Genomic DNA, 25,226 nt, shown 5'->3' on the forward strand with positions numbered 1-25,226 from the left:
CGGGGACACAAGGATTTTCAGTCCTTTGCTCTACCAACTGAGCTATGGCACCTTTCTCGTTTGCGGGTGCAAAGATAAGTATATTTTTTAATACCGCAATAACTTCGCGGGAAAATTTCGCCAAATTCTGACCGATGAAAATATTAATGAATTTTTGTTAGAATAAATATGTAGATAACTCACTATTTATGCAACATATTTTATAAATTTACGCACTGAAACTATCAAAACATTATAAACACTCTAATCCTATGTCATCACTGGCAATTATTATTATAGTAGTTCTATCAGCTACCCTCATTTATGTGTGGGCAAAGTGCCAGTCACTTCAAAAAGAGGTACATTCGAAAGAAAATAAAGAGAATGAACTTAAGAAGTTGGCTTTGGTTTTACAGAACATCAATGCCTACTTCTTATTGATTGACAAGGATTTTGTAGTCTGTGACACTAATTATTATTCTTTGAACCGTCTGCCTGTTCAGGTAGGTGGAGTTACAAAAAGAGTGGGGGATTTGTTGCATTGTAGAAACGCGATTGCAGCCGGTGAATGTGGTCAGCACGAACAGTGTAAACTATGTTGTATTCGTGCGTCTATCGGTAAGGCTTTTTATAAGAAAGCAAGTTTTAAGAATCTGGAAGCCTCGATGAAGTTGTTGAGTGAGGATGAAATGACAGTGACTCCTTGCGATGTATCAGTATCGGGTACTTATTTGAATATTCATGGCCAAGATTATATGGTGCTGACTGTTTATGATGTGACAGAACTGAAAAATGTGCAAAGATTACTGACCATTGAAAAAGAACATTCCATCTCTGCCGAGAAATTGAAATCTGCCTTCATTGCTAATATGAGTCACGAAGTTCGTACGCCGCTCAATGCTATTGTCGGATTTTCCGGTTTGATGGTATCGGCTTCCGGCGAAGAGGAAAGAAAAATGTATGCTGATATTATCGCAGAGAATAATGAACGATTGTTGCGCCTGGTGAATGATATTTTCGATCTTTCTCAAATAGAATCCGGGACGGTAGATTTCGTATATAAGGAGTTTGATGCCAATGATTTGTTGAGAGAATTGGATGGAATATTTAAGGCGAAATTGAATAACTCGCCGGTGAAATTGATTTGTGAGGCGCATGTACAACCTATTATGATGTATTCGGAACGAGAACGTATCATTCAGGTATTGTCTAACCTCTTACATAATGCGATGAAATTTACTGCGTCGGGTGAAATCCGTTTCGGGTGCCGCCTGGAAGGAATGGAAGAAGTTTACTTTTTTGTGTCCGACACAGGCATTGGTATACCGGAAGAAGACCAGAAAAAGATATTCTCACGTTTCATAAAACTTGATCGTGAAATGCAGGGAACGGGACTTGGTCTTACTCTTTCGCAAACGATTATCCAAAACCTGGGTGGAAACCTCGAACTCGATTCGAAGGTCAACCGGGGATCTACTTTCAGCTTTGTGTTGCCGAGGGTGATTAAGCCGGAATTGATTAAGCCACAGCCATAAAGTAAATCGCCCTTACTACAGTTGTAAAGTGTATCTCAAAAGTGTTAAATCTGACTTTTGGAGATGCTTCACTTGACTGTAGTGAGGGTGATTTTATAAATTCAAGGCTTTTTGAATTGTCTTGAACTTCTTGATGAACAGGATGAATGTTTAGTCTTTACGACTTAGGTGCATCCTTATCTTTGTCTCCGGTTCCCGGAGATGCTTTGCTGGCAGAGGAACTTCCGAAGGAAGCTGAACCGGAGGATGCTGTGCCTGAAGTTGCTGCATTAGAAGCGGTTGCCCCGGGGTTAGCTGTGCTTGTCCCAGTTGTTCCTCCTGTGTGTGCAGAAGTTGCATTAGCAGGACGCGGAGCATTAACGCTGCTTGCACTAACATTTGCAGTGGCAGGTTGAGCCTGAACTTCCCAATGGAACGGTTCGAAATTGGAATTAGGATCTACCCAAGATGGTTTCTTGGAAGCGTAGATAATAAACGGAGCAACGACAACGATAATTGCACCGATAATTAGTACGGAGAACCAAACGGTGTTGCTACCGGTAGAAATCTGGCTGGGCGGGATGAAGCTAAGAATGAAGGCAAGTAATGATCCGCAGAAGCCAAGGCCGCCAACAAACCACATCAGGCCGTTGCCGGATTTACCGATACGGAACGGACGGTTGAGTTTCTTCATCTTATAACGCAATGCGATAGCTCCGGAGAACATCAACAGGTACATAATCAGATAAAGAATAACTGTCAGCTGTGACAGAATTTGATAGAAACTCTGTACGGAAGGCATAACAACAAACAACAAACTTAATACGGTTACAGCGATACCCTGTACGAACAAGATATTCTTCTGTACACCCAGCTTGTTTGTTTTCTGGAAGAACGGAGGCATATAACCGGCTTTACCTACGGCAAATATACCTTTGGACGGACCGGCAACCCATGTCAATACACCAGCCAATACACCGAAAGCAAGAGCGACCGCAATGATTGGTGATAACCAGGAAGCATGAATATATTTGAAATAGTTGTCGAAACCGACGAGCAGGCTTTGAGTCAGGTTGATGTCTTTAGCAGGGATAATCACACCTAATGCGAAAGTACCCAAAACGAAGATCAGCACTGTGATAAGCGCACCGATAAATACGGCTTTCGGATAGTTTTTAGAAGGGTTATCTACGTCTTTTACGTGGATACCGCCCATTTCCATACCGGCATAAAACAAGAAGATACTGGCAGCAAGAACGACATTATCGAAGTTGGTAAAGTCGGGGAAGAAGCTACTGTTGAAATCCATATTGGAATGTCCGCCCGTTGCCAGATAAATGATTCCTAAGATAATCAACAATCCGGCCGGGATAATGGTACCGACCATACCACCGATTTTGGCTACTTTACCTACCCAGCTCATACCTTTCAGGGAGATGAAAGTGGCCAGCCAATAGATGATAAGTACGACGACGAGCGTATAATACTTATTGTTTGCCAGTGACATGTCATGTACGTCATTCATTCCGATGAAAGCGATAGATACGGCACCAAACGTTAATACTGTCGGATACCAGATCGTACTTTCGATCCATTGCACCCAGATGGCGAGGAATCCCAGTTTCTTGCCGTAGGCCTCGCCTACCCACCGGAACACACCACCCTGCTTATCCTGAAACATTGCTGCCAACTCGGCTGCAACGAGCGATGTAGGGATTAGAAAGACAATAGCTGCAAAAAGATAATAGAAGGCCGAACTCATTCCGTATACGGCCTCGGCTGGTAGTCCACGCAAGGATACTACTGCCGTAACATTCATGATAGCAAGGGTAAACACACCCAGCTTCACTGCATTTTTAATATTTGCCATAAGTTAAGGTTTTAAGTGAAAAATATTTTAAAGTCAGTGTTATAACAACATTTTGCGCGAGATGTTTCCGCAATCTCTTTCAAAGTTCGTTAATTAACATCGCCGGAACGGGATATTGTAACCCCCGATTTACCTGTTTCGGAACAATTACTTTTCTCGATTGTTTCTAAACAATCTAAATTATACGTGAACCATTTTATTATAAACTAAGTAGTTATGAAATCAGCGCTTTCAGATTTTATTTCCGGAAAAAAGGGGATTTATGGTATTCTTCACATTATTATATTAATAATGTCTCTTTTTCTGGTTATCAGTATCTCGGTGGATACTTTTAAGGGAATTCCGTTCTATACACAGTCTTCTTACATGAAGGTACAGCTATGTATCTGTCTTTGGTTTCTTTTCGATTTTGTGTTGGAGTTTTTTTTGGCAAAACATAAAGGACGCTATCTGCGGACACACTTTATCTTTTTATTGGTGGCCATTCCTTATCAGAATATCATCGCATACTATGGATGGACGTTTTCGGATGAGATTACCTACCTGCTTCGTTTCATTCCTTTGTTGAGGGGAGGATATGCGCTTGCTATTGTGGTCGGCTGGCTGACTTACAACCGGGCTTCTAGCCTGTTTGTCTCTTATCTGACGATGTTGCTGGCAACAGTTTATTTCTCCAGTCTGGCATTTTTTGTGCTCGAGCATCGGGTAAATCCATTGGTGAATGATTATGGAGATGCCTTGTGGTGGGCTTTTATGGATGTCACTACCGTGGGGTCGAATATTATAGCGCAGACCGTGACCGGGCGCGTGCTTTCCGTTTTGCTGGCCGCCTTGGGTATGATGATGTTCCCTATCTTTACGGTTTATATTACAAATCTGATTCAACAATCCAACAAGCGTAGAAAGCAATATTACGAAGAGGAGGAACAACAGAAAAAGGCTTCCGCCCAAAAGGAATCGGCAGAAAAAGCTGTCGTACAGAAGGTTAATACATAATATGTTTGCGGATGGATAAAAAACTGATGGAGCAACGTTGGACGTAATGTGTTGGAAACCAGTAGGAAATTACTTTTCTTAATAGCATTGTCACTTTTCTTTATAAACATGGAAGGAAAAGGGGAGGAAAAGTGGAATAACTTTCTATCTTTGTAGAAAAGAGACAGAGGCAAACAGCTGTTAGTTACTGTCTCTAAATGAAGAAGTTCCACCTTATCCGGATGAATAATAGTGACACTGATATGCTCATTTTAATAACTGGAGTTGCATAGGGGTAAATTTAATTTGTTGTATTTGATAATTAATACCGTTTGTATTGAAAATACTGGTGGGAGATCAAGCGGGAAATCAATGGGATAAGGAGGAATAGAAAAAGGTTACTATCGGGAGATAGTAACCTTTACCTACTTATAAAAGAGATCGAGAGAGAGTTTTAGTCAACAACGGTGATATGGTTGTTGCTAAACACATTTAATTCCAGCTTGTTCATGATGTATTGAATAGCTAACTGCGCTTTCACGGAGTTGCCCGATCCATCCAAAGGAGGAGCAAAGGCAGCAATACCGAACTGTCCGGGCAGTACACCCATCACACCACCACCTACACCTGTTTTGGCAGGAATACCGGAAGTGTACATCCAGTCGCCGGTATGTTCATAGAAACCTACTGCGGCAATCATGGCAGTGATTTTAGGAGCCAGCGTGGCATCAAAAACTTCTTTCTTAGTCACCGGATTTACACCACCGTTGGCGATTGTGCCGGCTGCAATGGAAAGCTGCAATGCAGTCACTCCCAATGAGCACTGACGGGTGTAGAGGTCTAATGACATATCCGGATCATCATAAATCCGATTATAATTTTTCAGCAACCATGCGATAGAACGGTTGTTGAAGTTGGTATCCGATTCGGACTTGTACAATTCATCAATCAACTGTGGGGCGCTGCCGCATAAATCGGTCACGTTTCCTACGATGGCATCCCATTTCTTGGCAGAGTCGCCAATGGGCTGCACCATGCTGCAGGCGGAGATAGCTCCGGCGTTTACCAACGGAGTAGACGGATGGTCGTTCTCCAGCAAGATGGCGATAATTGAATTGAAAGGCAAGCCTGTTGCGTCGGCTCCAATCTTGTTCAGGATTTCTTTGGCACCATATTGGCGCAGTGCCAGAATAGCCGTATGTACTTTGGATACGGATTCTATACCGAAGCGGTAGTCAGTATCTCCCACATGGATGGTCTGCCCGTTGAGCAGGCAGACACTGATTCCAAAGAGATCTTTGTTGACATTTGCCAGGTAGGGGATATAGTCGGCGTTCTTGCCGCCGGTATTAGTCTTTACCTGATCGTATGCCTCCTGTACCACTTCTTTCAATTGAGCGAGTGTTACTTTTTTATCCATAGATCTTTTTTATTTTTTTACGGTTTTACGACGACCACCATGGTTGAACATCTTAGCTTCTACCGGAAGATTCTTTTCTTGAGCCATACGGGTAGGGGTAGGATATTCCAGTTTTTCCAGTTCGGCGATAGCGTTGTTGATGTCGCCCAGTAGCATATCTGCCATATCGCGGCTGAATCCCTGACGGACAACGACACGCATCACTACATAATCTTCCAGTTTGGAAGGCAAGGTGTAAGCAGGAACCATCCAACCGTGTTGAGACAGTTTGTCTTGCAAATCGTACAAAGTCCATTTGGCGTTCTTTGCATATTCCGGTTTCAGATACCAGATGAATAATGGGTTCACAACATCTTCAGAGTAGTTGACAAACGGAACCATCTTGGCTATTTCGCTGTGGATATATTTAGCAATTTGCAGGGAGTTGTACTGCACTTCTTTGTATCCCTGGAATCCTAAACGGATGAATTGATAATATTGTCCCAGGATTTGTGCAGCCGGACGAGAGAAGTTCAAACCTACCTGTGTAATGTTGGCACCCAGATAATTTACGCTGAATGACATTTCTTCGGGCAGATATTCTTTGCCTTTCCAGCAAACCCATCCGAGTCCCGGATATACCAAACCAAACTTATGACCGGATACGCTGATAGAAAGTACCCATTTCAAACGGAAGTCCCATTTCTTTTCCGGATACAGGAACGGAAGGATGAAACCACCACTGGCGGCATCTACGTGGATAGGAATGTCATAACCGGTCTTGGCATTGTAAGCATCCAGTGCTTTGTCCAATGCTTCGACGTCATCATTCAGTCCAGTCCATGTAACACCCTGGATAGGTACGATACAGATGGTGTTTTCATCACACATTTTCAAAGCTTCTTCGGGGTCGAGAGTGGTTTTTTCGAGTGTCAAAGGCACTTCACGCATTTCAATCTGCCACAACTGTGCAAACTTTTCCCAAACAACCTGGAAACCTGTAGAAATAACAAAGTTTGGTTTATCAAACGGTTTGCCTTGTGCTTGTCTTTTCTTGCGCCAACGCAACCAAGCGGCTACACCACCCAACATACATGCTTCTGAAGAACCGATAGCCAACGCACCTGTTTTCCAAGTGTCTTTTTCAGGAGAGTTCCACAAGTTGGCAACGATGTTGATACATTTACCGTTCATCACTGCGATACGCGGATATTCTGTTTCATCAATGTAGTTGATGTTAATGGCCTCATTCATCAGCTTAGTGGCATATTCATCCATATAAGTGGTAACGAAAGTAGCCAGATTCAAACGTGGTTGGGTTTGAGCAAATGTTTCATCTTTCACCATTTGATAGGCGACTTCAGGAGTAGTAGGTCCATCAGGTATTTTCTCTACCGGAGAGGGTTGTAACATTCTGTCTGAACCAAATACATCGGTTTTTGCATCACCTTTTCTGAAATTTAAATCTTCCATACTAATTTGTTTTTTTAAAGGTTTAGGGCGATGGGGATTTTCCCCGTCGAATTTCCCACAACAACAGCAGATAGTTTTGAAAGTTTCCGGGTTTTACATTATTTGGCGTTTATTAAGGAGGAGGACGCCCTTATTGAAACGGGCCTATTCACCACCCCTCACCCTTGACCCATATCTTATAATAAAAAGATAACGGAGAATCTTAAAAACTCAATCATCTTTTTCAGATTTACCACAACGTTTCCAGAATACTCCATTATTTTATTCAAAACGGTACCGGCATGAACAAGATTCCCCTCTGTGTCCTCTGCGTCCTCTGTGGTGAATAAATGAACTTTATAAAGCGACTATTGTTTTCTTCAAACCTAAACTTTTAACGAATAAGCATTATGAAGATACAGACGGGACGAGGAACAATTCCTCTTATCACTTTAATTGCTATCTGGTCTATTTCGGCATTGACTTCATTGCCGGGACTCGCTGTTTCACCTATATTGGGTGACCTTACAAAGATATTTCCGAAAGCTACGGATCTGGACATACAGATGTTGACATCACTGCCATCATTGCTCATCATACCTTTTATATTGCTGGGTGGTAAACTGACGGAGAAAGTCGATTATGTCCGTGTATTGAAAGTCGGACTCTGGCTTTTTGCCGCAAGCGGTGTTCTGTATTTGATATCCAATCGAATGTGGCAGTTGATTGTGGTTAGTGCTCTGCTCGGCATCGGGTCCGGACTTATTATCCCTTTGTCTACCGGATTAGTTTCCAGATATTTTGTGGGAACTTATCGGGTGAAACAGTTCGGGTTGAGTTCTGCCATTACTAATTTCACGTTAGTGATAGCAACTGCCGTGACAGGCTATCTGGCAGAAGTCAGTTGGCACCTGCCTTTTCTTGTTTATCTTCTTCCGTTGGTTTCCATTCTGCTGGTGGGACATTTGAAAGAAGACCGGTCCGGAGAAGTCGCTTTTACGGCATCTTCTTCGTCTGCTACTGCTACTACTACGGCGGCAAATGTAGCAACTGCGAATGCGGCGACGGTGACTGTGCCGGAGACGAGTTCAGCGGACGACAGCAAAGCTGCCCGACACTCTGCCATAGACATTGGAGGTAGTAAATATGGTATTCACATCAAGCATTTGATAGAATTGATGCTTTTCTATGGGGTGATTACATATATCGTGGTAGTAGTGATCTTCAATCTGCCTTTCCTAATGGAAAAGCATCACTTTTCCAGCGGTAATTCCGGACTGATGATTTCGCTTTTCTTTCTGGCTATCACGGCTCCGGGCTTCTGTCTGGATAAAATTGTAGGCTTGCTTAAAGAACGTACGAAGGCATATAGCCTGTTGTCGATAGCATTGGGACTATTATTAATTTGGATAGCTCCGATAGAGTGGCTGATTATTCCCGGGTGTATTCTGGTCGGTTTAGGGTATGGCATTATCCAGCCCATGCTTTATGACAAGACCACGCAGACCGCATTACCGCAAAAGACCACATTAGCTTTGGCATTTGTGATGATGATGAACTACCTGGCTATTTTGCTCTATCCCTTTATCGTCGATTTTTTCCAGTGGGTATTCCATACCCAATCACAAGAGTTTCCGTTTATCTTTAATCTGCTGATTACTGTTATTACTCTTTTCTGGGCATATCGGCGCCGTCATACCTTTTTGTTTAACGACCAATTGAAATAAAAAATGAAGAATAAGAAACTGGAAGCCAATCTTAGCATGGCCGTCTCGAAAGTTTTTAGCGGGTTAAATATGAATGCCCTGAAGTATCTTCTGCCTTTGTGGATGAGTCCGCTGACAGGAGCAACCCTTCGCTGCACGTTTGCAGCAGCAGCCTTTTGGGTAATCGGGTGGTTTATGCCTCCGGAAAAATCATCCGCCAAAGATAAATGGCTCCTTTTTCTGTTGGGGGCCTTGGGACTTTATGGCTTTATGTTTCTCTACCTGGCGGGATTGAGTAAAACAACTCCTGTTTCCAGTTCCATTTTTACCAGCCTCCAGCCTATTTGGGTTTTTCTCATGATGATATTCTTTTATAAGGAGAAGGCGACCACTAAAAAAATAATAGGAATTTCTATCGGTCTGATAGGAGCATTGGTTTGTATTTTAACCCAGCAAAGTGATGATTTGGCGTCCGATGCTTTCACGGGAAATATGCTTTGTCTTCTTAGCTCTGTGGTATATGCTGTTTATCTGATTCTTAGCCAGCGTATCTTGACTGCTATCGGAGCAATAACGATGTTGCGCTATACCTTTTCCGGTGCTGCCGTATCTGCTATAATAGTAACGTTCATTACAGGATTTGATGCTCCGGTATTCTCCATGCCGTTCCATTGGACACCTTTCCTTATCCTGATGTTCGTATTGATTTTCCCGACCACTATCAGTTATATGTTGTTGCCTGTCGGTTTGAAATATCTGAAGACAACGGTGGTTGCTATCTATGGTTATCTGATTCTGATTGTGGCAACTATTGCCTCCCTTGCTTTGGGACAAGACCGTTTCAGTTGGACGCAAACATTTGCTATTATTTTTATCTGTATCGGAGTTTATTTGGTAGAAGTTGCCGAAAGTAAGGAGCGATAAAAGTTTCTCGGTGTGGAACAGGTTGTTCCTCGGTGAGGAACACTTCGTTTCACACCGGGGAACACTTTGTTTCAAGGCATGGAACAAAAAAAGAGCGTCCTTCACAGAACGCTCTTGCTTATTTCATCATCATGTTTTATAGAGAGGAGTTGATTGCTTGTGCTATGGACTTGAATTCTTCATCCGACAATTTCAGTTTCGGATTCGAGAACAACATATCCGATTCCTTTTGAATAGGAATTAAATGAATATGTGCATGAGGAACTTCCAGTCCGATAACTGCTTCGCCCACCTTTTTACAGGGGAAAGCTTTTTCAATGGCACGGGCCACTTTCTTTGCAAATACATGCATAGTAGCCAGGTCCTCATCGCTCAAATCGAAAATATAGTCTACTTCCTGTTTGGGCACCACCAATGTGTGTCCCTTTACCAACGGATTGATATCGAGAAACGCAAAAAACTTTTCGTTTTCCGCCACCTTGTAGCAGGGGATTTCGCCTGCGATGATTCTACTGAATATTGTTGCCATAACTTTTATTGATAAATGAAGGCAAGCCCCACAAGGAGACCTGCCTTTACGTTAAATTGATATGTTTACTACTTCCAATGCAATTTTGCCTTGTGGAACAGTGATTTCGGCTACATCACCCACCTTCTTGCCAAGCAGACCTTGTGCAATCGGGGTGTTAACGGAAATCTTTCCTTCCTTCAGGTTAGCTTCACTTTCGGAAACGATGGTATAAGTCATCTTCATACCGTTCTTTACATTCTTCAGTTCCACTTTATTTAAAATCTGTACAGAATCTGTTTTCAGTTTAGATTCATCAATGATTTTTGCGTCTGCAATGGTAGCTTTCAATTTGTTGATGCGCATTTCAAGCATACCCTGCGCCTCTTTGGCGGCATCGTATTCTGCATTTTCCGACAAGTCTCCTTTATCTCTGGCTTCGGCTATTGCCGCAGAGATCTTCGGGCGTTCCACTGTTTCCAGTTCCTTCAGTTCCGCCATCAGTTTCTTGTAACCTTCTTCTGACATATAAGCCATGATGTTTTCCTCCTTTAATTGTTTTAAATGGTCATATAAACAAAAAAGAATTCCAACATGAGCCATGTTGGAACCCTCTTATCATTATTTCTTTGCAAAGATAGACTTTTAAGTGATACGTGTCAAGTGAAAAAAGATGCTATGTAACATATTTAAATGAAATATGCTAAATTATAACAACTTAGAGCAATGACTTGACAGCTGCTTCCAAATCCTTGATATCTTCGCCACGAAGCTTCAATTCGTTGTTACGGTTAATCAAAAAGATAGATGGAACTTGACGAACATTATATACAGCTACGTTGGTAGAATACACTCCGTTTCCATCGCGTACACAAACCCAAGGAAGGTTGTCTGCCGCAGTTTTCCAGTAGTGTTCGTCCGCATCGAGAGATACCTGGTATATTTCCAGTCCTTGTTTTGCGTATTCATTATATAGTTCGCGAAGCATCAGGTTGTGAGGAGATCCGGCAGGCGACTGGAATACAGAGAAATCGAGCAATACGACTTTTCCTTTCAGGTCGGTCAGTTTGCGCACATTTCCTTTCACGTCACGCAGGGCGATGTCGATAATTCCGGTTTCCACTATTTTCTCTTGAGGAATCTCCAATGCTTTCGCCTGTGGCTGGCGCGTGTTCTTCATCCCCTTAATTACAATATTATAAAGGTTCTTTGAACGTACGGCATGAGGGAACGCATTGTTGAGGCTCGTAGCGACAGCAGCGAAACATTTCACATCATCTTTATTGTTCAACGGATCGAATATCAGGTAATTATTGAGTTTTTGGAACAGGGCAAAGTAAGCGGCTGCCGTGTTGGGAGCAGCGAAAATATAGTTCACTTTGACATCTTCCTTGTAATTGTTGAGCAACGTTGCCAGACTGTCTTCAAACACATCATGCCCCATTCTGTTACTGCGTAAAGCTGCCAGCAAGTCGTCCACCTCTTTTTGCAGGCGGATCTGCTTCAGCGTCAGCTCTTTTATCTTGTTGCTGTTTTCCGAACCTTCCACCGTGTAAGTTGTGGAGAAATCCACATACGGCGCTTTAATCTGAATCGTTTCGATAGAATCTACAGAAAAATTGATGATTTTGTCGTCAATCCGCAAGCGATAAAATTCGGGTGATTCGGGACGAGGCTGCTTGAAACTGAATGTACCTTCCCCCTTCAGCTTCACTGAATCGAGCGGAACAATACCTTCCAGACCGGAAGCTTCGAGATAAAGCATTTTACCGTCGGCTCCTGATACATCCCCGTTCACCTGGAATTTAGGACCGGAACTACAAGCAGTAATAGTAAGTGCGGCGAGCGCTGCAAAAGTAACCTTTTTCATATAGTGTGTGTTATTAACGAGATGCAAATATACTTCTTTTCGAGATTAGTCAAAGCATTTTGCCGGGTTCTTCATCCTAATTTTGAAAAAAAAATCAGTTCACCACTAACTTTTTACCTCATTTCCACCTGATTACCACGATAAATGTATATCTTTGCAGGAATTTTGAAAGAAAAAGTATAGATAAAACAATTTTTATGATTAACCCAATTGTTAAGACAATCGAGTTACCTGATGGAAGAACCATCACACTCGAGACGGGAAAGTTGGCAAAACAGGCAGACGGTTCTGTAATGCTCCGCATGGGCAACACCATGTTGTTAGCTACTGTTTGTGCCGCTAAAGATGCAGTTCCCGGAACAGATTTTATGCCTTTACAGGTAGAGTACAAAGAAAAATTTGCGGCATTCGGCCGTTTCCCTGGTGGTTTCACCAAGCGAGAAGGTAGAGCTTCTGATTATGAGATTCTTACTTGCCGTCTTGTAGACCGTGCTCTCCGTCCTTTATTCCCCGATAATTATCACGCAGAGGTATATGTGAACATCATCCTCTTTTCTGCTGATGGTGTGGATATGCCGGATGCATTGGCAGGACTTGCCGCTTCTGCAGCACTTGCCGTTTCAGATATTCCTTTCAACGGACCGATCTCTGAAGTACGTGTAGCACGTATCGACGGTCAGTTCGTAATCAATCCTACTTTTGAACAACTGGAAAAAGCTGACATGGACTTGATGGTAGCCGCTACTTATGAGAACATCATGATGGTAGAAGGTGAAATGCATGAAGTATCTGAAGCTGAATTGCTGGAAGCAATGAAAGTAGCTCACGAAGCTATCAAGATTCATTGCAAAGCGCAGATGGAGTTGACTGAAGAGGTTGGAAAAACTGTAAAACGCGAATACAACCACGAAGTAAACGACGAAGACTTGCGCAAGGCTGTTCGCGAAGCATGTTACGACAAGGCTTACGCAGTTGCCGCTTCCGGAAACAACAACAAACATGAACGTTTTGCTGCTTTCGAAGCGATCCGCGAAGAATTCAAAGCTCAATTCTCTGAAGAAGAGTTGGACGAAAAGGCTGCATTGATCGACCGTTACTACCACGATGTAGAAAAAGAAGCCATGCGCCGTTCTATTTTGGACGAAGGTAAGCGTCTGGATGGTCGTAAGACTACTGAAATCCGCCCGATCTGGTGTGAAGTAGGTCCCCTGCCTGGTCCTCACGGATCTGCTATCTTTACTCGTGGTGAAACACAGTCATTGACTTCTGTTACTCTGGGTACAAAACTGGATGAGAAGATTATCGACGATGTTTTGGAACACGGAAAAGAACGTTTCTTGTTACATTATAACTTCCCTCCTTTCTCTACAGGCGAAGCAAAAGCACAACGTGGTGTAGGCCGTCGTGAAATCGGTCACGGTCACTTGGCTTGGCGTGCTTTGAAAGGACAGATTCCTGCTAACTATCCGTATGTAGTACGTGTGGTTTCAGATATCCTCGAATCTAACGGTTCTTCTTCTATGGCTACCGTATGTGCCGGCACATTGGCATTGATGGATGCAGGTGTGAAGATCAAGAAACCGGTATCGGGTATCGCTATGGGATTGATTAAGAATCCGGGCGAAGAAAAATATGCTGTATTGTCTGATATTCTGGGTGACGAAGACCACTTGGGAGATATGGACTTCAAGGTGACCGGAACAAAAGACGGTATCACTGCTACACAGATGGATATCAAGGTAGACGGTCTGTCTTACGAAATTCTGGAACGTGCTTTGAATCAGGCAAAAGAAGGACGTATGCACATTCTGGGTAAGATTACTGAAACAATCGCTGAACCACGTGCCGACCTGAAAGAACATGCTCCACGCATTGAAACGATGACCATTCCTAAAGAATTTATCGGTGCTGTAATCGGCCCTGGTGGAAAGATCATCCAAGGTATGCAGGAAGAAACCGGTGCTGTGATTACTATTGAAGAAATTGATGGTATGGGACGCATCGAAGTTTCCGGAACAAACAAAAAATGTATTGATAATGCAATGCGCATGATTAAAGCAATCGTTGCTGTTCCTGAAGTGGGCGAAGTTTATAAAGGTAAAGTTCGTTCTATTATGCCTTACGGTGCATTCATCGAATTCTTGCCGGGCAAGGATGGTTTGCTGCACATCTCTGAAATTGATTGGAAGCGTCTGGAAACAGTAGAAGAAGCCGGTATTAAAGAAGGTGATGAAATCGAGGTAAAACTGATTGATGTTGACCAGAAAACTGGTAAATTCAAACTTTCAAGAAAAGTGTTGTTGCCAAGACCAGAAAAGAAATAAGAACGCGATAGCGTCTATATATAATGAAGGCTGTTTCAATTTTGAAATAGCCTTCTTTTTTATTAGTATCATCCGGGGTTGAACTGTTTTATATATAGAGTTAGTGTATATTAGATTTATCCAGTTAATTAAAACCCTTAAAAAGATGAAAGACACCTTGTTGTATCCTCCCCCAAAAAAGAATCGGAAAGTACCCCCATACTTCCCGATTCGAAACAGTCAAAAATCGACCTTAATCAATTTATTAACTTAACACGTCGCAAAGATATGAGAAAAATTTCTTTGAAAGAGCTTTTTTATTTAAAAAGTTTATGATACAGGCAAATATACCTGTTAATAAGGTCGTTTTTCTTGCTTTAAAACCAAAGCTTCACTCCTTTTAAAGGAACGACCCCTTCCTTTAAAAGGAAGAGGCCGTTGGTTCTAAAGAAATCTAGTGGGGTGTTTATATAGAAATTTGGATTAATGATTTTTCAATTATATAAATCCGTTTACACGTTTGTTTTATACTCCTCTTTTATTCGTTTTATGTGTGCAAAGTTCTTTTCCAGTAATTCATTTAGCTCATCATCCGAAAAACATTCTCCTAAATAGATCGTGCTTTCTGTTTCAAAATCAAATGATTCGTCGTCTTCATTCACAACAATTTCAATTTTTCCTTGCGCATCTGTAGAGATCACCGCATTGTATTTAGTCATCAATTCTTTGAGCCCTTTTATGAACCTGTATTCTTTATTTGTCAATATTCTTTTCATGTCCGTAAGCTCTTTTGTTTTGTTGCCCTTTTGTGTGGTAAAGTTCGTGATAATTTAACACATTATACGCTGTTTGAAGTATTCATTTTATTCTATTTGTCAGGTTGTAATATTCCTTTTATCCATATTATCACATCTATTCGTTTTTTTCGTATATTTGCTTCGAGCGAAACTTTTCATTTGTATATTTGTTGGATTTTAAAAAGAAAGAAAATAAAAATGGAAACAGAAGAATTGACAATTGGGAGAGTCCATCACGGACGCAATATACGTCGTACCCGTATTGAAAAGGATATGAACCAGGAGGGTTTGAGTGAATTAGTACATCTCTCACAACCTGCTGTTTCTAAATATGAGAAGATGAAAGTGATTGACGATGAGATGTTGCAACGCTTTGCACGTGCATTGAATGTCCCTTTCGATTATCTCAAGACTTTGGAGGAGGATGCACAGACGGTGGTGTTTGAAAATAATACGGTGAATAATTCAGAACAAAGTGCAGGTGGGGCAAACATCAGCATGGGTATAGTTAAGTCTGATACCGAAGATAGTATTAATGATGGTCGAGTTAACAACTTCAATCCTATCGACAAAATCACTGAACTCTACGAGCGTCTTTTAAAAGAAAAGGATGAAAAGTATGCAGCGTTAGAACGCCGTTTGCAGAATATTGAAAAAAGTCTGCAGAAATAAGGGACAGATAAATTGAAAGGAATCGCAATATGATGAAACAAATACCTTACGGAATAACTGATTTTGAAGCAATAATCAAAGATAATTTCTATTATGTAGATAAAACGATGTTTATTGAGAAAATAGAAATGCAGCCGCGTTATCTATTTTTGATACGTCCCCGTAGATTTGGTAAGAGCCTAACTTTAGCAATGTTGGAAGCCTATTATGACATAAATCATGCTGAACAGTTTGACGAGTTGTTTGGTCAACTATACATAGGTCAGCATCCGACGAAGCTCCACAATCAGTTTCTCATTATGCGGTTTAATTTCTCGGAAGTGAGTTCCAATGTCAACGAAGTAGAGTTGTCGTTTAAACTGCATTGTTGTAGCAAACTTAAAGATTTTGTCTTTAAGTATGAAGATTTGTTAGGAAAAGAAATTTGGGATGTTCTTGATGAGAAAATACAAGAAGAACCCGGTGCTTTTCTGTCTGCGATTAATTCCTATGCTACCCGTAAGAAAAATATTCGTATTTATTTACTCATTGATGAATATGATAATTTCACCAATACCATTCTTTCAACTTACGGTACGGAGTTTTACAGGAAAGCAACGCATGGCGAAGGTTTTATTCGTGGCTTCTTTAACGTGATAAAATCCGCTACTACCGGAACCGGAGCTGCTCTTGAACGGTTGTTTATTACCGGAGTGAGTCCGGTGACGATGGATGATGTGACTAGTGGCTTTAATATCGGGACCAATATAACGACTGATCCTTGGTTTAATGATTTAGTGGGTTTTAGTGAGAAAGAATTGCGTGAAATGCTGACTTATTATAAAGAGCAAGGAGTATTGACGCAATCTGTAGATGAAACTGTTGTCATGATGAAACCTAATTATGACAATTATTGCTTTAGTAGAAGTCGATTGGCGGACTGTATGTTTAACTCTGATATGGTACTTTATTTTATGAAGTCTTTTGTTTTGCATGGGGAAAAGCCTGAAGAAATCGTAGACCCCAATATTCGTACTGACTTTAATAAATTGACCTACCTGATAAAGCTAGATCACGGATTGGGGGAGAATTTTTCCGTTATAAAGGAAATAGCCGAGCAAGGAGAAATCACTACTGACATCGTTACTCATTTCTCTGCATTGGAGATGACGGACCCCAGTAATTTCAAGTCTTTATTATTCTATTTCGGACTTCTTTCCATCAAAGGTGTGGACATGGTTGGAAGACCCATCCTGCATGTACCGAATTTAGTAGTAAGAGAGCAGCTATTTAATTTCTTGATACAAGGCTACATCAAGCATGATATCTTTAAAATTGACATGAACAAGATGAATGCTTTATTTGAGAATATGGCTTTCAGGGGAGACTGGAAACCTTTGTTCGATTTTATCGCCAATGCTGTTCGTGAGCAAAGCCGTATCCGTGAATATATTGAAGGTGAAGCGCACATTAAAGGCTTCTTGCTTGCCTATTTAGGAATGTATCGTTATTATCAGCTCTATCCGGAATACGAATTGAATAAAGGCTTTGCAGATTTCTTCTTCAAACCTAGTCCGTCGGTTCCCGTATTGCCTCCTTTCACCTATTTGCTTGAGGTGAAATATGCAAAAGCCGGTGCTTCGGAAAAAGAAATACGTACCCTTGCCGATGAGGCACGTGGTCAGTTGCTTCGTTATAGTGAAGACGAACTAGTGGCAGAAGCCAAGGCGAAAGGTGAGCTGAAGTTAATTACTATTGTTTGGCGTAGTTGGGAGCTTGTTCTATTGGAGGAGGTAACTCTTTCTTAAGAAATAAGTACCATAAATGTTACTGCAAGGTTTGCGGTTCATCCATCTCACCTAATTCTTGAAATGCTGATAAATAAGGAGATAGCAGGTAAAAGTGTGGAGTAAAATAAGGTGAAACCGATGGAATCAATAGATCAATAGTTTATGTTACTTATAAACTTGTATCGGCAATTCTCCTTTCAATGCTCCTATGGCATTAAAAGCTAACGACTCCATTTCATTCTCTCCCGGATAAACATAGATGGGAGCCAGGAAAGAGATTCTTTTTTTCAGTCTTGAAACCACATAGTCCGAATAAGCGATCCCTCCTGTCAGGAGGATAGCATCTACTTTCCCGCAAAGTACAGTAGCACTGGCGCCTATCGCTTTTGCAACATTATAAATCATGGCGTCCAGTATTAATTTCGCTTTTTTATCTCCTTCTTCTATCGATTGGATGATGGCAGGCACATCGGTGGTGCCTAGATGGGCAGTCAGTCCGGCACGTCCGGAGATACGTTTTTTCAATTCGTCCTTGGTATGCTGGCCGCTAAAGCAAAGGTCGATCAGTTGACCGGCAGGAAGTGTGCCAGCGCGTTCCGGTGAGAAAGGGCCTTCACCGTCTAACGCATTATTGGCGTCGATGGCTCGTCCGTGGTGATGGACTGCGACAGAAATGCCTCCTCCTAAATGGCAGATGATTAAATCCAACTCTTCGTATTGCGTCCCTTGCTCTTTGGCGAAACGCCGTGCGATTGCTTTTTGGTTCAAGGCGTGCCAGATGGTAATTTTCGGCATTAACGGAGAACCTGTAATGCGGGCTATATCTTCCAGTTCATCCACCACTCCCGGATCAGCAATGAAAGCCGGACAGCCGGGTAATGTAGAAGCCAGTTCGCTGGCAATCAACCCTCCTAAGTTACAGGCATGGGTACGCATGGCATGTACGGTATCACGTTTCATGGCCTCATTTACCTCATACACTCCGCCCGGTATCGGTTTTACTAAACCGCCGCGTCCGATGATTGCGTCAAAAGAAAAAGGTATCTTATTGTTTTCCAGTTCTTGTAACACCAGGTTTTTCCGGAATTCAAACTGGTCTATCACCTCGGGAAAAGCGGATAGTTCTTCTACAGAATGTTTTATATTACTGACAAACAGCGGAGTTTTATTTTCGTAAACTGCTATTTTAGTAGAAGTAGAACCAGGGTTGATAACCAGAATTTTCATGAATAGTAGGCTTTTAGTGGTGAATTTAAAATGATGAGCCGGTGACTTGGCTGACTTGTTTTCTGCATTTGCAATCTCCTGACACTTGTAAGCATGCCATTGCAATGCTGTAATATTTGGACAAGCCGGAATCACTACGCGATGGAAGTACTACAGGGCAAATAGGACCTTGCAGCAATCCTGCCATTTCTGCCTGTGCAAACAGGGAGACGGATTTGTAGAATGCATTACCCGATTCAATGTTCGGGAATATCAAGACATCTGCCTGTCCGTTGATAGGAGATACAATCCCTTTAATATCACCACTTGCTTGTTCGCAGGCAGTACGTACATCCAGCGGACCGTCAATAATTACATTTCCGAATTCTCCTGCTTCGGCAAGTTCTACGATATTCACATAATCTAGTGAGTGCGGGAACTTGGCACTCACTTTTTCTGTACAGTGAATCAATGCGACACGTGGTTGTTCGATACCAAAGTGACGGCAGGTGCAGATAGCATACCAAATCATTTCTATACGTTGCTGTAAAGTAGGACGCGGAATGACGGCGGCATCCGAGAAGAAAAGCAGTTTATGGTAAGTAGGAATTTCCATTACTGCCAGATGCGTGAGGATTTTCCCTTTCGGTAACAAACCTTTTTCTTTGTCGAGTATGGCATGCAGTAAGTTGTCCGTATTGATAATCCCTTTCATCAAAATATCCGCTCCTCCTTCACGGACAATGCGGACAGCTTCGCGCGCCGCTTCATCCGGATTTTCTATATGGATGGTTTTTACGTATTCAGGATATTGTTTGAGCGTGGGATATTTCTTCAGAATGGTAGAATCTCCAATCATCAGAAATTCTGCAATCCCTTCTTCCAAAGCACGGGAGATGGCATATTCAGTGTTAGGATCGTTCGCACAGACCACGGCAATTCGTTTTCTATGGTTTTGTTTTTTAAGATGAGCCGTTAACTGGGCAAAATTTAGAATAGGTTCCATAACGTTAGATTTTTAGCAAATATCAGAAAAATGATTGAAAAAATAATGATTATAACCCGAAAAATTACATCCATTATGTAACATTTTGCTATATTTTATTTGTTTTGGCTGTTGGATGTGCATGGAACCGTTTTTTCCTGTATTTTTGCAAATAAATCCCCCAATAAAATAAAAGTACCATGAAACAGTTTAAAAATCTATTATTTCTTAGCTTAATTCTCCTTTGTGGGACGCTTGTTTCCTGTAAAAGCAGCAAAACATCTTCCGGTTGGTCTTTGATCTGGGAAGAGAACTTTAATCAAAAAAAGAGTTTTGATTCACAGGTCTGGAGCAAGATTCCACGAGGAAAGTCTGACTGGAATAACTATATGACAGACTTTGATTCCTGCTATGCCATGCGTAAAGGCAAACTGGTGTTGAGAGGTATTGTCAATCATACCCACCCCAATGATACTGCCCCTTATTTGACAGGCGGTGTGTATACAAAAGGCAAAAAGGCTTTTACGAACGGGCGTATTGAGATTTGTGCCAAGTTGAATGCGGCGGGAGGAGCATGGCCTGCTATCTGGATGTTGCCTGAAGGAGCGGCATGGCCATCCGGCGGTGAGATTGATATCATGGAACGTTTGAATAACGATTCTATTGTTTATCAGACAGTTCATTCCCATTACACTTATACGCTGGGGATCAAGGATCATCCGGTATCCCATTCTACGGGAGTGATTCACCCTGACCGCTACAATATTTTTGCAGTCGAAATGTATCCGGACAGTCTTTCATTTTATGTCAATGATGTGCATACGTTTACTTATCCCCGCATACAAACGAAAGAAGAGGGACAATTCCCTTTTAATCAGCCCTTTTATCTGCTGATTGATATGCAGTTGGGAGGTTCGTGGGTGGGAGCAGTCTCTCCCGGGGATCTTCCGGTAGAAATGGAAGTGGACTGGGTACGTTTTTATCAACGAAAGTCAATAAAATAAGAACATATATGGATATTCAATTTCCTCCCTTTTTGCAGAAAGGTGATAAAGTGGTTATTGTATCACCTTCGAGTAAGATAGACCAACAATTCCTGAAAGGAGCCAAGAAACGGATGGAATCATGGGGCTTGAAAGTGGCTATAGGAAAACATGCCGGAAGTTCATCCGGAAGATATGCCGGAACAATCAGGCAACGGCTGAAAGATTTGCAGGACGCGATGGACGACCCTAAGGTGAAAGCTATTCTTTGTAGTCGCGGAGGGTACGGGGCGGTACATTTGATTGATAAGATTGATTTTACGGCTTTTCATGAACATCCGAAATGGTTACTGGGTTTTAGCGATATAACGGCGTTACACAATCTGTTTCAGAAAAATGGATATGCTTCCCTTCATTCATTGATGGCACGTCATCTTACGGTGGAACCGGAAAATGATCTTTGTGCGAACTACCTGAAGGATATTCTATTGGGAAATATTCCTTCTTACGTGTGCGAGAAGCATAAACTGAACAAGCAGGGGACGGCACAAGGCGTTTTGCATGGCGGTAACATGGCGGTAGCCTACGGTTTGCGTGGCACTCCTTATGATATTCCGGCAGAAGGGACTATACTGTTTATTGAAGATGTCAGCGAACGTCCGCATGCCATCGAGCGTATGATGTATAATTTGAAACTGGGGGGCGTGTTGGAAAAACTGTCCGGATTGATTATCGGTCAATTTACAGAATATGAAGAAGACTGTTCGCTGGGTAAGGAATTGTATGCCGCTTTGGCAGATTTAGTAAAAGAGTATGATTATCCCGTCTGTTTCAATTTCCCGGTGGGGCATGTGACTCATAATCTTCCGCTTATCAACGGTGCACAAGTAGAGCTTGTGGTGGGAAAGAAAAATGTGGAACTGAAGTTTATATGTTAATAATCCATTCCATCTGAACGATGCTGTGGTGAAAATGACTAATTTTGAGGTTTTAATGGATAAAAGGACGATGAAAAAGAAAACTATGATAGTATTAATGAGTGCCTTTTTGTTATTATCAGCATTCTCTTGCGGTGGAGGTAACAAGGCAAATAGTACGAGTGAACAAGACGAAAAGACAGTTGTGAATGTACCGCAGTTTGATGCGGATAGTGCTTATTTGTATGTAAAGAATCAGGTAAATTTCGGACCTCGTGTTCCCAACACTAAAGAACATGTTGCCTGTGGCAATTACCTTGCCAGTCAATTAGAGGCTTTCGGTGCTCAAGTGACTAATCAATATGCTGATTTGATTGCTTATGACGGTACGCTGTTGAAAGCGAGAAACATTATCGGTTCTTATAAGCCGGAAAGTAAAAAGAGAATCGCTCTGTTTGCACATTGGGATACACGTCCATGGGCTGATAACGATCCTGACGAGAAGAACCATAAAACTCCGATTCTGGGTGCAAATGATGGTGCCAGTGGGGTAGGAGCTTTGCTCGAAATAGCTCGTCTGGTCAATCAGCAACAACCGGAATTGGGGATTGATATCATTCTGTTGGATGCAGAGGACTATGGTGCGCCACAGTTTTATACAGGAAAGCATAAGGAGGAGTTCTGGTGTCTGGGATCGCAGTATTGGGCACGTAATCCTCATGTACAAGGATATAATGCACGTTTTGGTATCCTGCTCGATATGGTAGGAGGTGAAGGCAGTGTGTTTATGAAAGAAGGGTATTCGGAAGAATTTGCTCCGGACATAAATAAGAAGGTTTGGAAAGCGGCAAAGAAAGCGGGTTACGGAAAGACTTTCATGGATGGAAACGGAGGATTTGTAACAGACGACCATCTGTTCATTAATCGTCTGGCACGTATTAAAACAGTCGATATCATTCCATACAATCAGGAAGGTGATTTTACCCCGACATGGCATACGGTCAATGACAATATGGAACATATTGATAAGAATACGTTGAAAGCAGTCGGTCAGACGGTATTGGAAGTGATTTACAATGAGAAATAATAGAATTTTGGCTATTGTCTAATTAAATAATTACTATAATGTCAATTAATGAACTACAAGATGAAGTGATTGCGGAATTCAGTGACTTCGACGATTGGATGGACCGTTATCAATTACTTATTGATCTGGGGAATGAGCAGGAACCACTTGAAGAAAAATATAAGACGGAACAAAATCTGATTGAAGGATGCCAGAGCAGGGTATGGCTTCAAGCGGATGATGTGGATGGTAAAATCGTTTTTAAAGCAGAAAGCGATGCTTTGATTGTAAAGGGGATTATTGCCTTGTTGATTAAAGTCTTTTCCGGACATACTCCTGATGAAATCTTGAATGCAGATCTTTATTTTATAGACAAGATCGGACTGAAAGAGCATCTATCGCCAACGCGTAGCAACGGTTTGCTGTCGATGGTAAAACAAATACGAATGTATGCATTAGCATTCAAAGCGAAAGAGGGGAAGTAAAAACTTCCCTTTTTTATTGCTGCTTTTGAGAAGTCAGGTGGTTCATGGTCAGTATGATACCGATAAACAGGAGGATTGACCCGAATAGGACGATGAGATACGGGGTACCGTTAATCAGGTCGTCCATATTTTCTGCTTCGGGATATTTGATGCTAAGATAGACTGACAATGAGTTGTTTAGTACATGCATCAGTATACAAGGTATCAGACTGCCTGTTTTGTAATAAGTCCATGCCAGCAGGATACCGATCAGAAAAGCCGGAAGGATCTGGGCGGGATTTATATGAAAGACACCGAACAGAAGTGCGGAAATCAGAATTGCTTTAGTCGGATTGTATTGCTGAAGTAAAGCGTGTGTAATGGCTCCGCGAAACAATAACTCTTCAAGTACGGGACCTACGATGGCTATTGCAAGAATGCCGCCCCAACCGGATTGGAGAATGTTGAAAGATTGTTCCATGATATTAGGAATCCAATCCAGCAGGCTCATTAGTGAGGAGACTGCAAACCCGCAAGTGAGGATTGCAATGGCACTACAGGCCAGATAAGGGGCTGATACAGGTAACCATGTTGTTTTCTTTTTACTGATATAACCGGCTTTCCATAGATAAATACCCATCATAATCTGACCGGCTAGTTGTGCCGGGATCATAATCATTTGCGTCAGAGTGACTTTATCCAGATTTCCCGTGGTGACGAACAAATAGATCGTACAGGGAATCATAATCAGGATTGGAGCAATAATCTGCGCAATGAGAAGGTCTATTAATACTAACTTGATAGCCGTTTTCATGTTTTTTTATTTAGTGGTAAAGAAACTATAGATAAACATAGCTAACATGGATATAGCTATTACCACCAAAGAGATGCTCATAAATGACTTTTGCATAAGAATCTATTTTTTAAGAATTGTTTCTGTCTCTTCAGCATCCTTATGGAGCTGTGTTATTAACTCGTCGATACTGGAGAATTTCAGTTCGGGACGTGTCCGTTTAACAAAAGTAAGCCGGATGAATTTATCATATATGTCAGAATGGAAGTGGAGGATATTCACCTCAATCGTCCGGTTCGGACCATTGTCTATCGTCGGGCGGACACCTATATTCAGCATCCCCATATACGTTTCTCCGTCAAATGTTACCCATACGGCATATACGCCATCGGCAGGAATCAGTTTATCGGGATCATCCACCCGTAAATTGGCTGTTGGGAAACCTATCTTTCTGCCTACCTGATAGCCGCCTACTACGATCCCGTCAAGGAAATATTCATATTTCAGACAATGGGCGGCCAGGCTAACTTCTCCTTCATGAAGAAGTTTACGGATCAGGGAAGAGCTCACCGGAATGTTGGGCTCGTTCCCTATTTTTATATTGCTGGTATACGCTTTGGCGCGAATCACTTCTATGCCAATTTCTTTTCCATAACGTACATAATCCTCGAAGCCTTCGCTGCGGTTATGTCCGAAACGATGGTCATAGCCGATAACCAGATATTTTACCTGATAACGCTCTTTTAGCAACTGTGTCATAAACTCCCGGGCAGTGAGCCGGGAAATTTCCGGAGTGAAATCAAGCATCAGGCAGTAGTCTACCCCGATGTCTGCAAGCAGACTTATTTTTTCTTCGGGGGTAGTCAGAAGTTCCGGACGATACTCCGCATTCATCACTTTTCGGGGATGAACGGGAAAAGTAACCAATGCAGAGCGTAGACCTTTGGCGGCGGCTATCTCTTTCACTTGCTGAATCAGATAGCGATGTCCTGCATGTACTCCATCAAAGAAGCCGATGGTAGCTACGCAGGGTTCCGGGGTAATGGCCGATGTGTCACGTATAATCTGCATATC

General features: G+C 42.0%; 22 protein-coding genes. 11 read left to right on the forward strand and 11 right to left on the reverse strand.

Going from position 1 to position 25,226, the window contains the following annotated elements:
* Positions 1 to 251 precede the first annotated feature (251 nt).
* Positions 252 to 1,514: a sensor histidine kinase gene (locus ACT8YW_RS04795; RefSeq protein ID WP_444104180.1), complete on the forward strand. Its 1,263-nt coding sequence runs from the start codon at positions 252 to 254 to the stop codon at positions 1,512 to 1,514.
* Positions 1,515 to 1,671: 157 nt separating this feature from the next.
* On the opposite strand, the gene gadC is transcribed toward ACT8YW_RS04795, so the two are convergent.
* On the reverse strand, positions 1,672 to 3,363 hold the full coding sequence (gadC, locus tag ACT8YW_RS04800) for a putative glutamine/gamma-aminobutyrate antiporter GadC (protein ID WP_151922131.1): 1,692 nt from the start codon (positions 3,361 to 3,363) through the stop codon (positions 1,672 to 1,674).
* Between the two features lie 216 nt (positions 3,364 to 3,579).
* Between gadC and ACT8YW_RS04805 the strand changes: the two genes are divergently transcribed.
* On the forward strand, positions 3,580 to 4,359 hold the full coding sequence (locus tag ACT8YW_RS04805; RefSeq protein ID WP_009040164.1) for a potassium channel family protein: 780 nt from the start codon (positions 3,580 to 3,582) through the stop codon (positions 4,357 to 4,359).
* A gap of 433 nt (positions 4,360 to 4,792) precedes the next feature.
* Here the strand turns inward: ACT8YW_RS04805 and glsA are convergent, their stop codons facing one another.
* Positions 4,793 to 5,758 (reverse strand): glutaminase A, encoded by a 966-nt coding sequence (glsA, locus tag ACT8YW_RS04810; protein WP_444104181.1) that lies wholly within the window; start codon positions 5,756 to 5,758, stop codon positions 4,793 to 4,795.
* A 9-nt stretch (positions 5,759 to 5,767) separates the two neighbouring features.
* On the reverse strand, positions 5,768 to 7,210 hold the full coding sequence (locus ACT8YW_RS04815; RefSeq protein WP_004316556.1) for a glutamate decarboxylase: 1,443 nt from the start codon (positions 7,208 to 7,210) through the stop codon (positions 5,768 to 5,770).
* A 389-nt stretch (positions 7,211 to 7,599) separates the two neighbouring features.
* Between ACT8YW_RS04815 and ACT8YW_RS04820 the strand changes: the two genes are divergently transcribed.
* On the forward strand, positions 7,600 to 8,916 hold the full coding sequence (locus ACT8YW_RS04820; protein ID WP_444104182.1) for an MFS transporter: 1,317 nt from the start codon (positions 7,600 to 7,602) through the stop codon (positions 8,914 to 8,916).
* A 3-nt stretch (positions 8,917 to 8,919) separates the two neighbouring features.
* Entirely contained in the window at positions 8,920 to 9,819 is a 900-nt protein-coding gene (locus ACT8YW_RS04825) for a DMT family transporter (RefSeq protein ID WP_004316636.1), read from the forward strand.
* 136 nt (positions 9,820 to 9,955) lie between these two features.
* On the opposite strand, the gene ACT8YW_RS04830 is transcribed toward ACT8YW_RS04825, so the two are convergent.
* From ACT8YW_RS04830 to ACT8YW_RS04840, 3 genes are all read right to left on the reverse strand, one after another.
* Positions 9,956 to 10,348, reverse strand: a complete 393-nt coding sequence (locus ACT8YW_RS04830; RefSeq protein WP_444104183.1) for an HIT family protein — start codon at positions 10,346 to 10,348, stop codon at positions 9,956 to 9,958.
* Positions 10,349 to 10,399: 51 nt separating this feature from the next.
* Entirely contained in the window at positions 10,400 to 10,864 is a 465-nt protein-coding gene (greA, locus tag ACT8YW_RS04835; RefSeq protein ID WP_032811363.1) for a transcription elongation factor GreA, read from the reverse strand.
* 181 nt (positions 10,865 to 11,045) lie between these two features.
* Positions 11,046 to 12,197, reverse strand: a complete 1,152-nt coding sequence (locus ACT8YW_RS04840) for a TlpA disulfide reductase family protein (RefSeq protein ID WP_004316642.1) — start codon at positions 12,195 to 12,197, stop codon at positions 11,046 to 11,048.
* Between the two features lie 197 nt (positions 12,198 to 12,394).
* Here ACT8YW_RS04840 and pnp point away from each other — a divergent pair, with 197 nt between their 5' ends.
* The gene (gene pnp / locus ACT8YW_RS04845; protein WP_444104184.1) at positions 12,395 to 14,521 is read left to right on the forward strand and encodes a polyribonucleotide nucleotidyltransferase; all 2,127 of its coding nucleotides are present in this window, start codon (positions 12,395 to 12,397) and stop codon (positions 14,519 to 14,521) included.
* A 491-nt stretch (positions 14,522 to 15,012) separates the two neighbouring features.
* Here the strand turns inward: pnp and ACT8YW_RS04850 are convergent, their stop codons facing one another.
* Positions 15,013 to 15,276, reverse strand: a complete 264-nt coding sequence (locus ACT8YW_RS04850) for a hypothetical protein (RefSeq protein WP_444104185.1) — start codon at positions 15,274 to 15,276, stop codon at positions 15,013 to 15,015.
* 219 nt (positions 15,277 to 15,495) lie between these two features.
* Here ACT8YW_RS04850 and ACT8YW_RS04855 point away from each other — a divergent pair, with 219 nt between their 5' ends.
* Positions 15,496 to 15,969: a helix-turn-helix domain-containing protein gene (locus ACT8YW_RS04855; RefSeq protein WP_444104186.1), complete on the forward strand. Its 474-nt coding sequence runs from the start codon at positions 15,496 to 15,498 to the stop codon at positions 15,967 to 15,969.
* 29 nt (positions 15,970 to 15,998) lie between these two features.
* The gene (locus tag ACT8YW_RS04860; protein ID WP_444104187.1) at positions 15,999 to 17,756 is read left to right on the forward strand and encodes an ATP-binding protein; all 1,758 of its coding nucleotides are present in this window, start codon (positions 15,999 to 16,001) and stop codon (positions 17,754 to 17,756) included.
* A gap of 147 nt (positions 17,757 to 17,903) precedes the next feature.
* On the opposite strand, the gene buk is transcribed toward ACT8YW_RS04860, so the two are convergent.
* Positions 17,904 to 18,965, reverse strand: coding sequence for a butyrate kinase (gene buk / locus ACT8YW_RS04865; protein WP_444104188.1), 1,062 nt, complete (start codon positions 18,963 to 18,965; stop codon positions 17,904 to 17,906).
* A gap of 25 nt (positions 18,966 to 18,990) precedes the next feature.
* The gene (locus ACT8YW_RS04870) at positions 18,991 to 19,950 is read right to left on the reverse strand and encodes a phosphate acyltransferase (protein ID WP_444104189.1); all 960 of its coding nucleotides are present in this window, start codon (positions 19,948 to 19,950) and stop codon (positions 18,991 to 18,993) included.
* Positions 19,951 to 20,129: 179 nt separating this feature from the next.
* Between ACT8YW_RS04870 and ACT8YW_RS04875 the strand changes: the two genes are divergently transcribed.
* The 4 genes from ACT8YW_RS04875 to ACT8YW_RS04890 all read left to right on the forward strand — a co-directional run bounded on the left by ACT8YW_RS04875 (position 20,130) and on the right by ACT8YW_RS04890 (position 23,380).
* A complete protein-coding gene (locus tag ACT8YW_RS04875; protein ID WP_444104190.1) occupies positions 20,130 to 20,933 on the forward strand; it encodes a glycoside hydrolase family 16 protein in 804 nt (267 codons plus the stop codon).
* Positions 20,934 to 20,941: 8 nt separating this feature from the next.
* Positions 20,942 to 21,850 carry a S66 peptidase family protein gene (locus ACT8YW_RS04880; RefSeq protein ID WP_444104191.1) on the forward strand — a complete coding sequence of 303 codons (909 nt, stop codon included), beginning with the start codon at positions 20,942 to 20,944 and terminating at the stop codon, positions 21,848 to 21,850.
* Between the two features lie 70 nt (positions 21,851 to 21,920).
* Complete coding sequence (locus tag ACT8YW_RS04885) at positions 21,921 to 22,916, forward strand: M20 family metallopeptidase (RefSeq protein ID WP_444104192.1); 996 nt, start codon at positions 21,921 to 21,923, stop codon at positions 22,914 to 22,916.
* Between the two features lie 38 nt (positions 22,917 to 22,954).
* On the forward strand, positions 22,955 to 23,380 hold the full coding sequence (locus tag ACT8YW_RS04890) for a SufE family protein (protein ID WP_004296248.1): 426 nt from the start codon (positions 22,955 to 22,957) through the stop codon (positions 23,378 to 23,380).
* 13 nt (positions 23,381 to 23,393) lie between these two features.
* On the opposite strand, the gene ACT8YW_RS04895 is transcribed toward ACT8YW_RS04890, so the two are convergent.
* Positions 23,394 to 24,173 carry a lysostaphin resistance A-like protein gene (locus ACT8YW_RS04895; RefSeq protein ID WP_444104193.1) on the reverse strand — a complete coding sequence of 260 codons (780 nt, stop codon included), beginning with the start codon at positions 24,171 to 24,173 and terminating at the stop codon, positions 23,394 to 23,396.
* A 102-nt stretch (positions 24,174 to 24,275) separates the two neighbouring features.
* On the reverse strand, positions 24,276 to 25,223 hold the full coding sequence (locus ACT8YW_RS04900; RefSeq protein ID WP_009000207.1) for a riboflavin biosynthesis protein RibF: 948 nt from the start codon (positions 25,221 to 25,223) through the stop codon (positions 24,276 to 24,278).
* Positions 25,224 to 25,226 lie beyond the last annotated feature (3 nt).

The sequence above is a fragment of the Bacteroides sp. genome (assembly GCF_052357945.1).
In the GTDB taxonomy this organism is placed as follows: Bacteria; Bacteroidota; Bacteroidia; order Bacteroidales; family Bacteroidaceae; genus Bacteroides.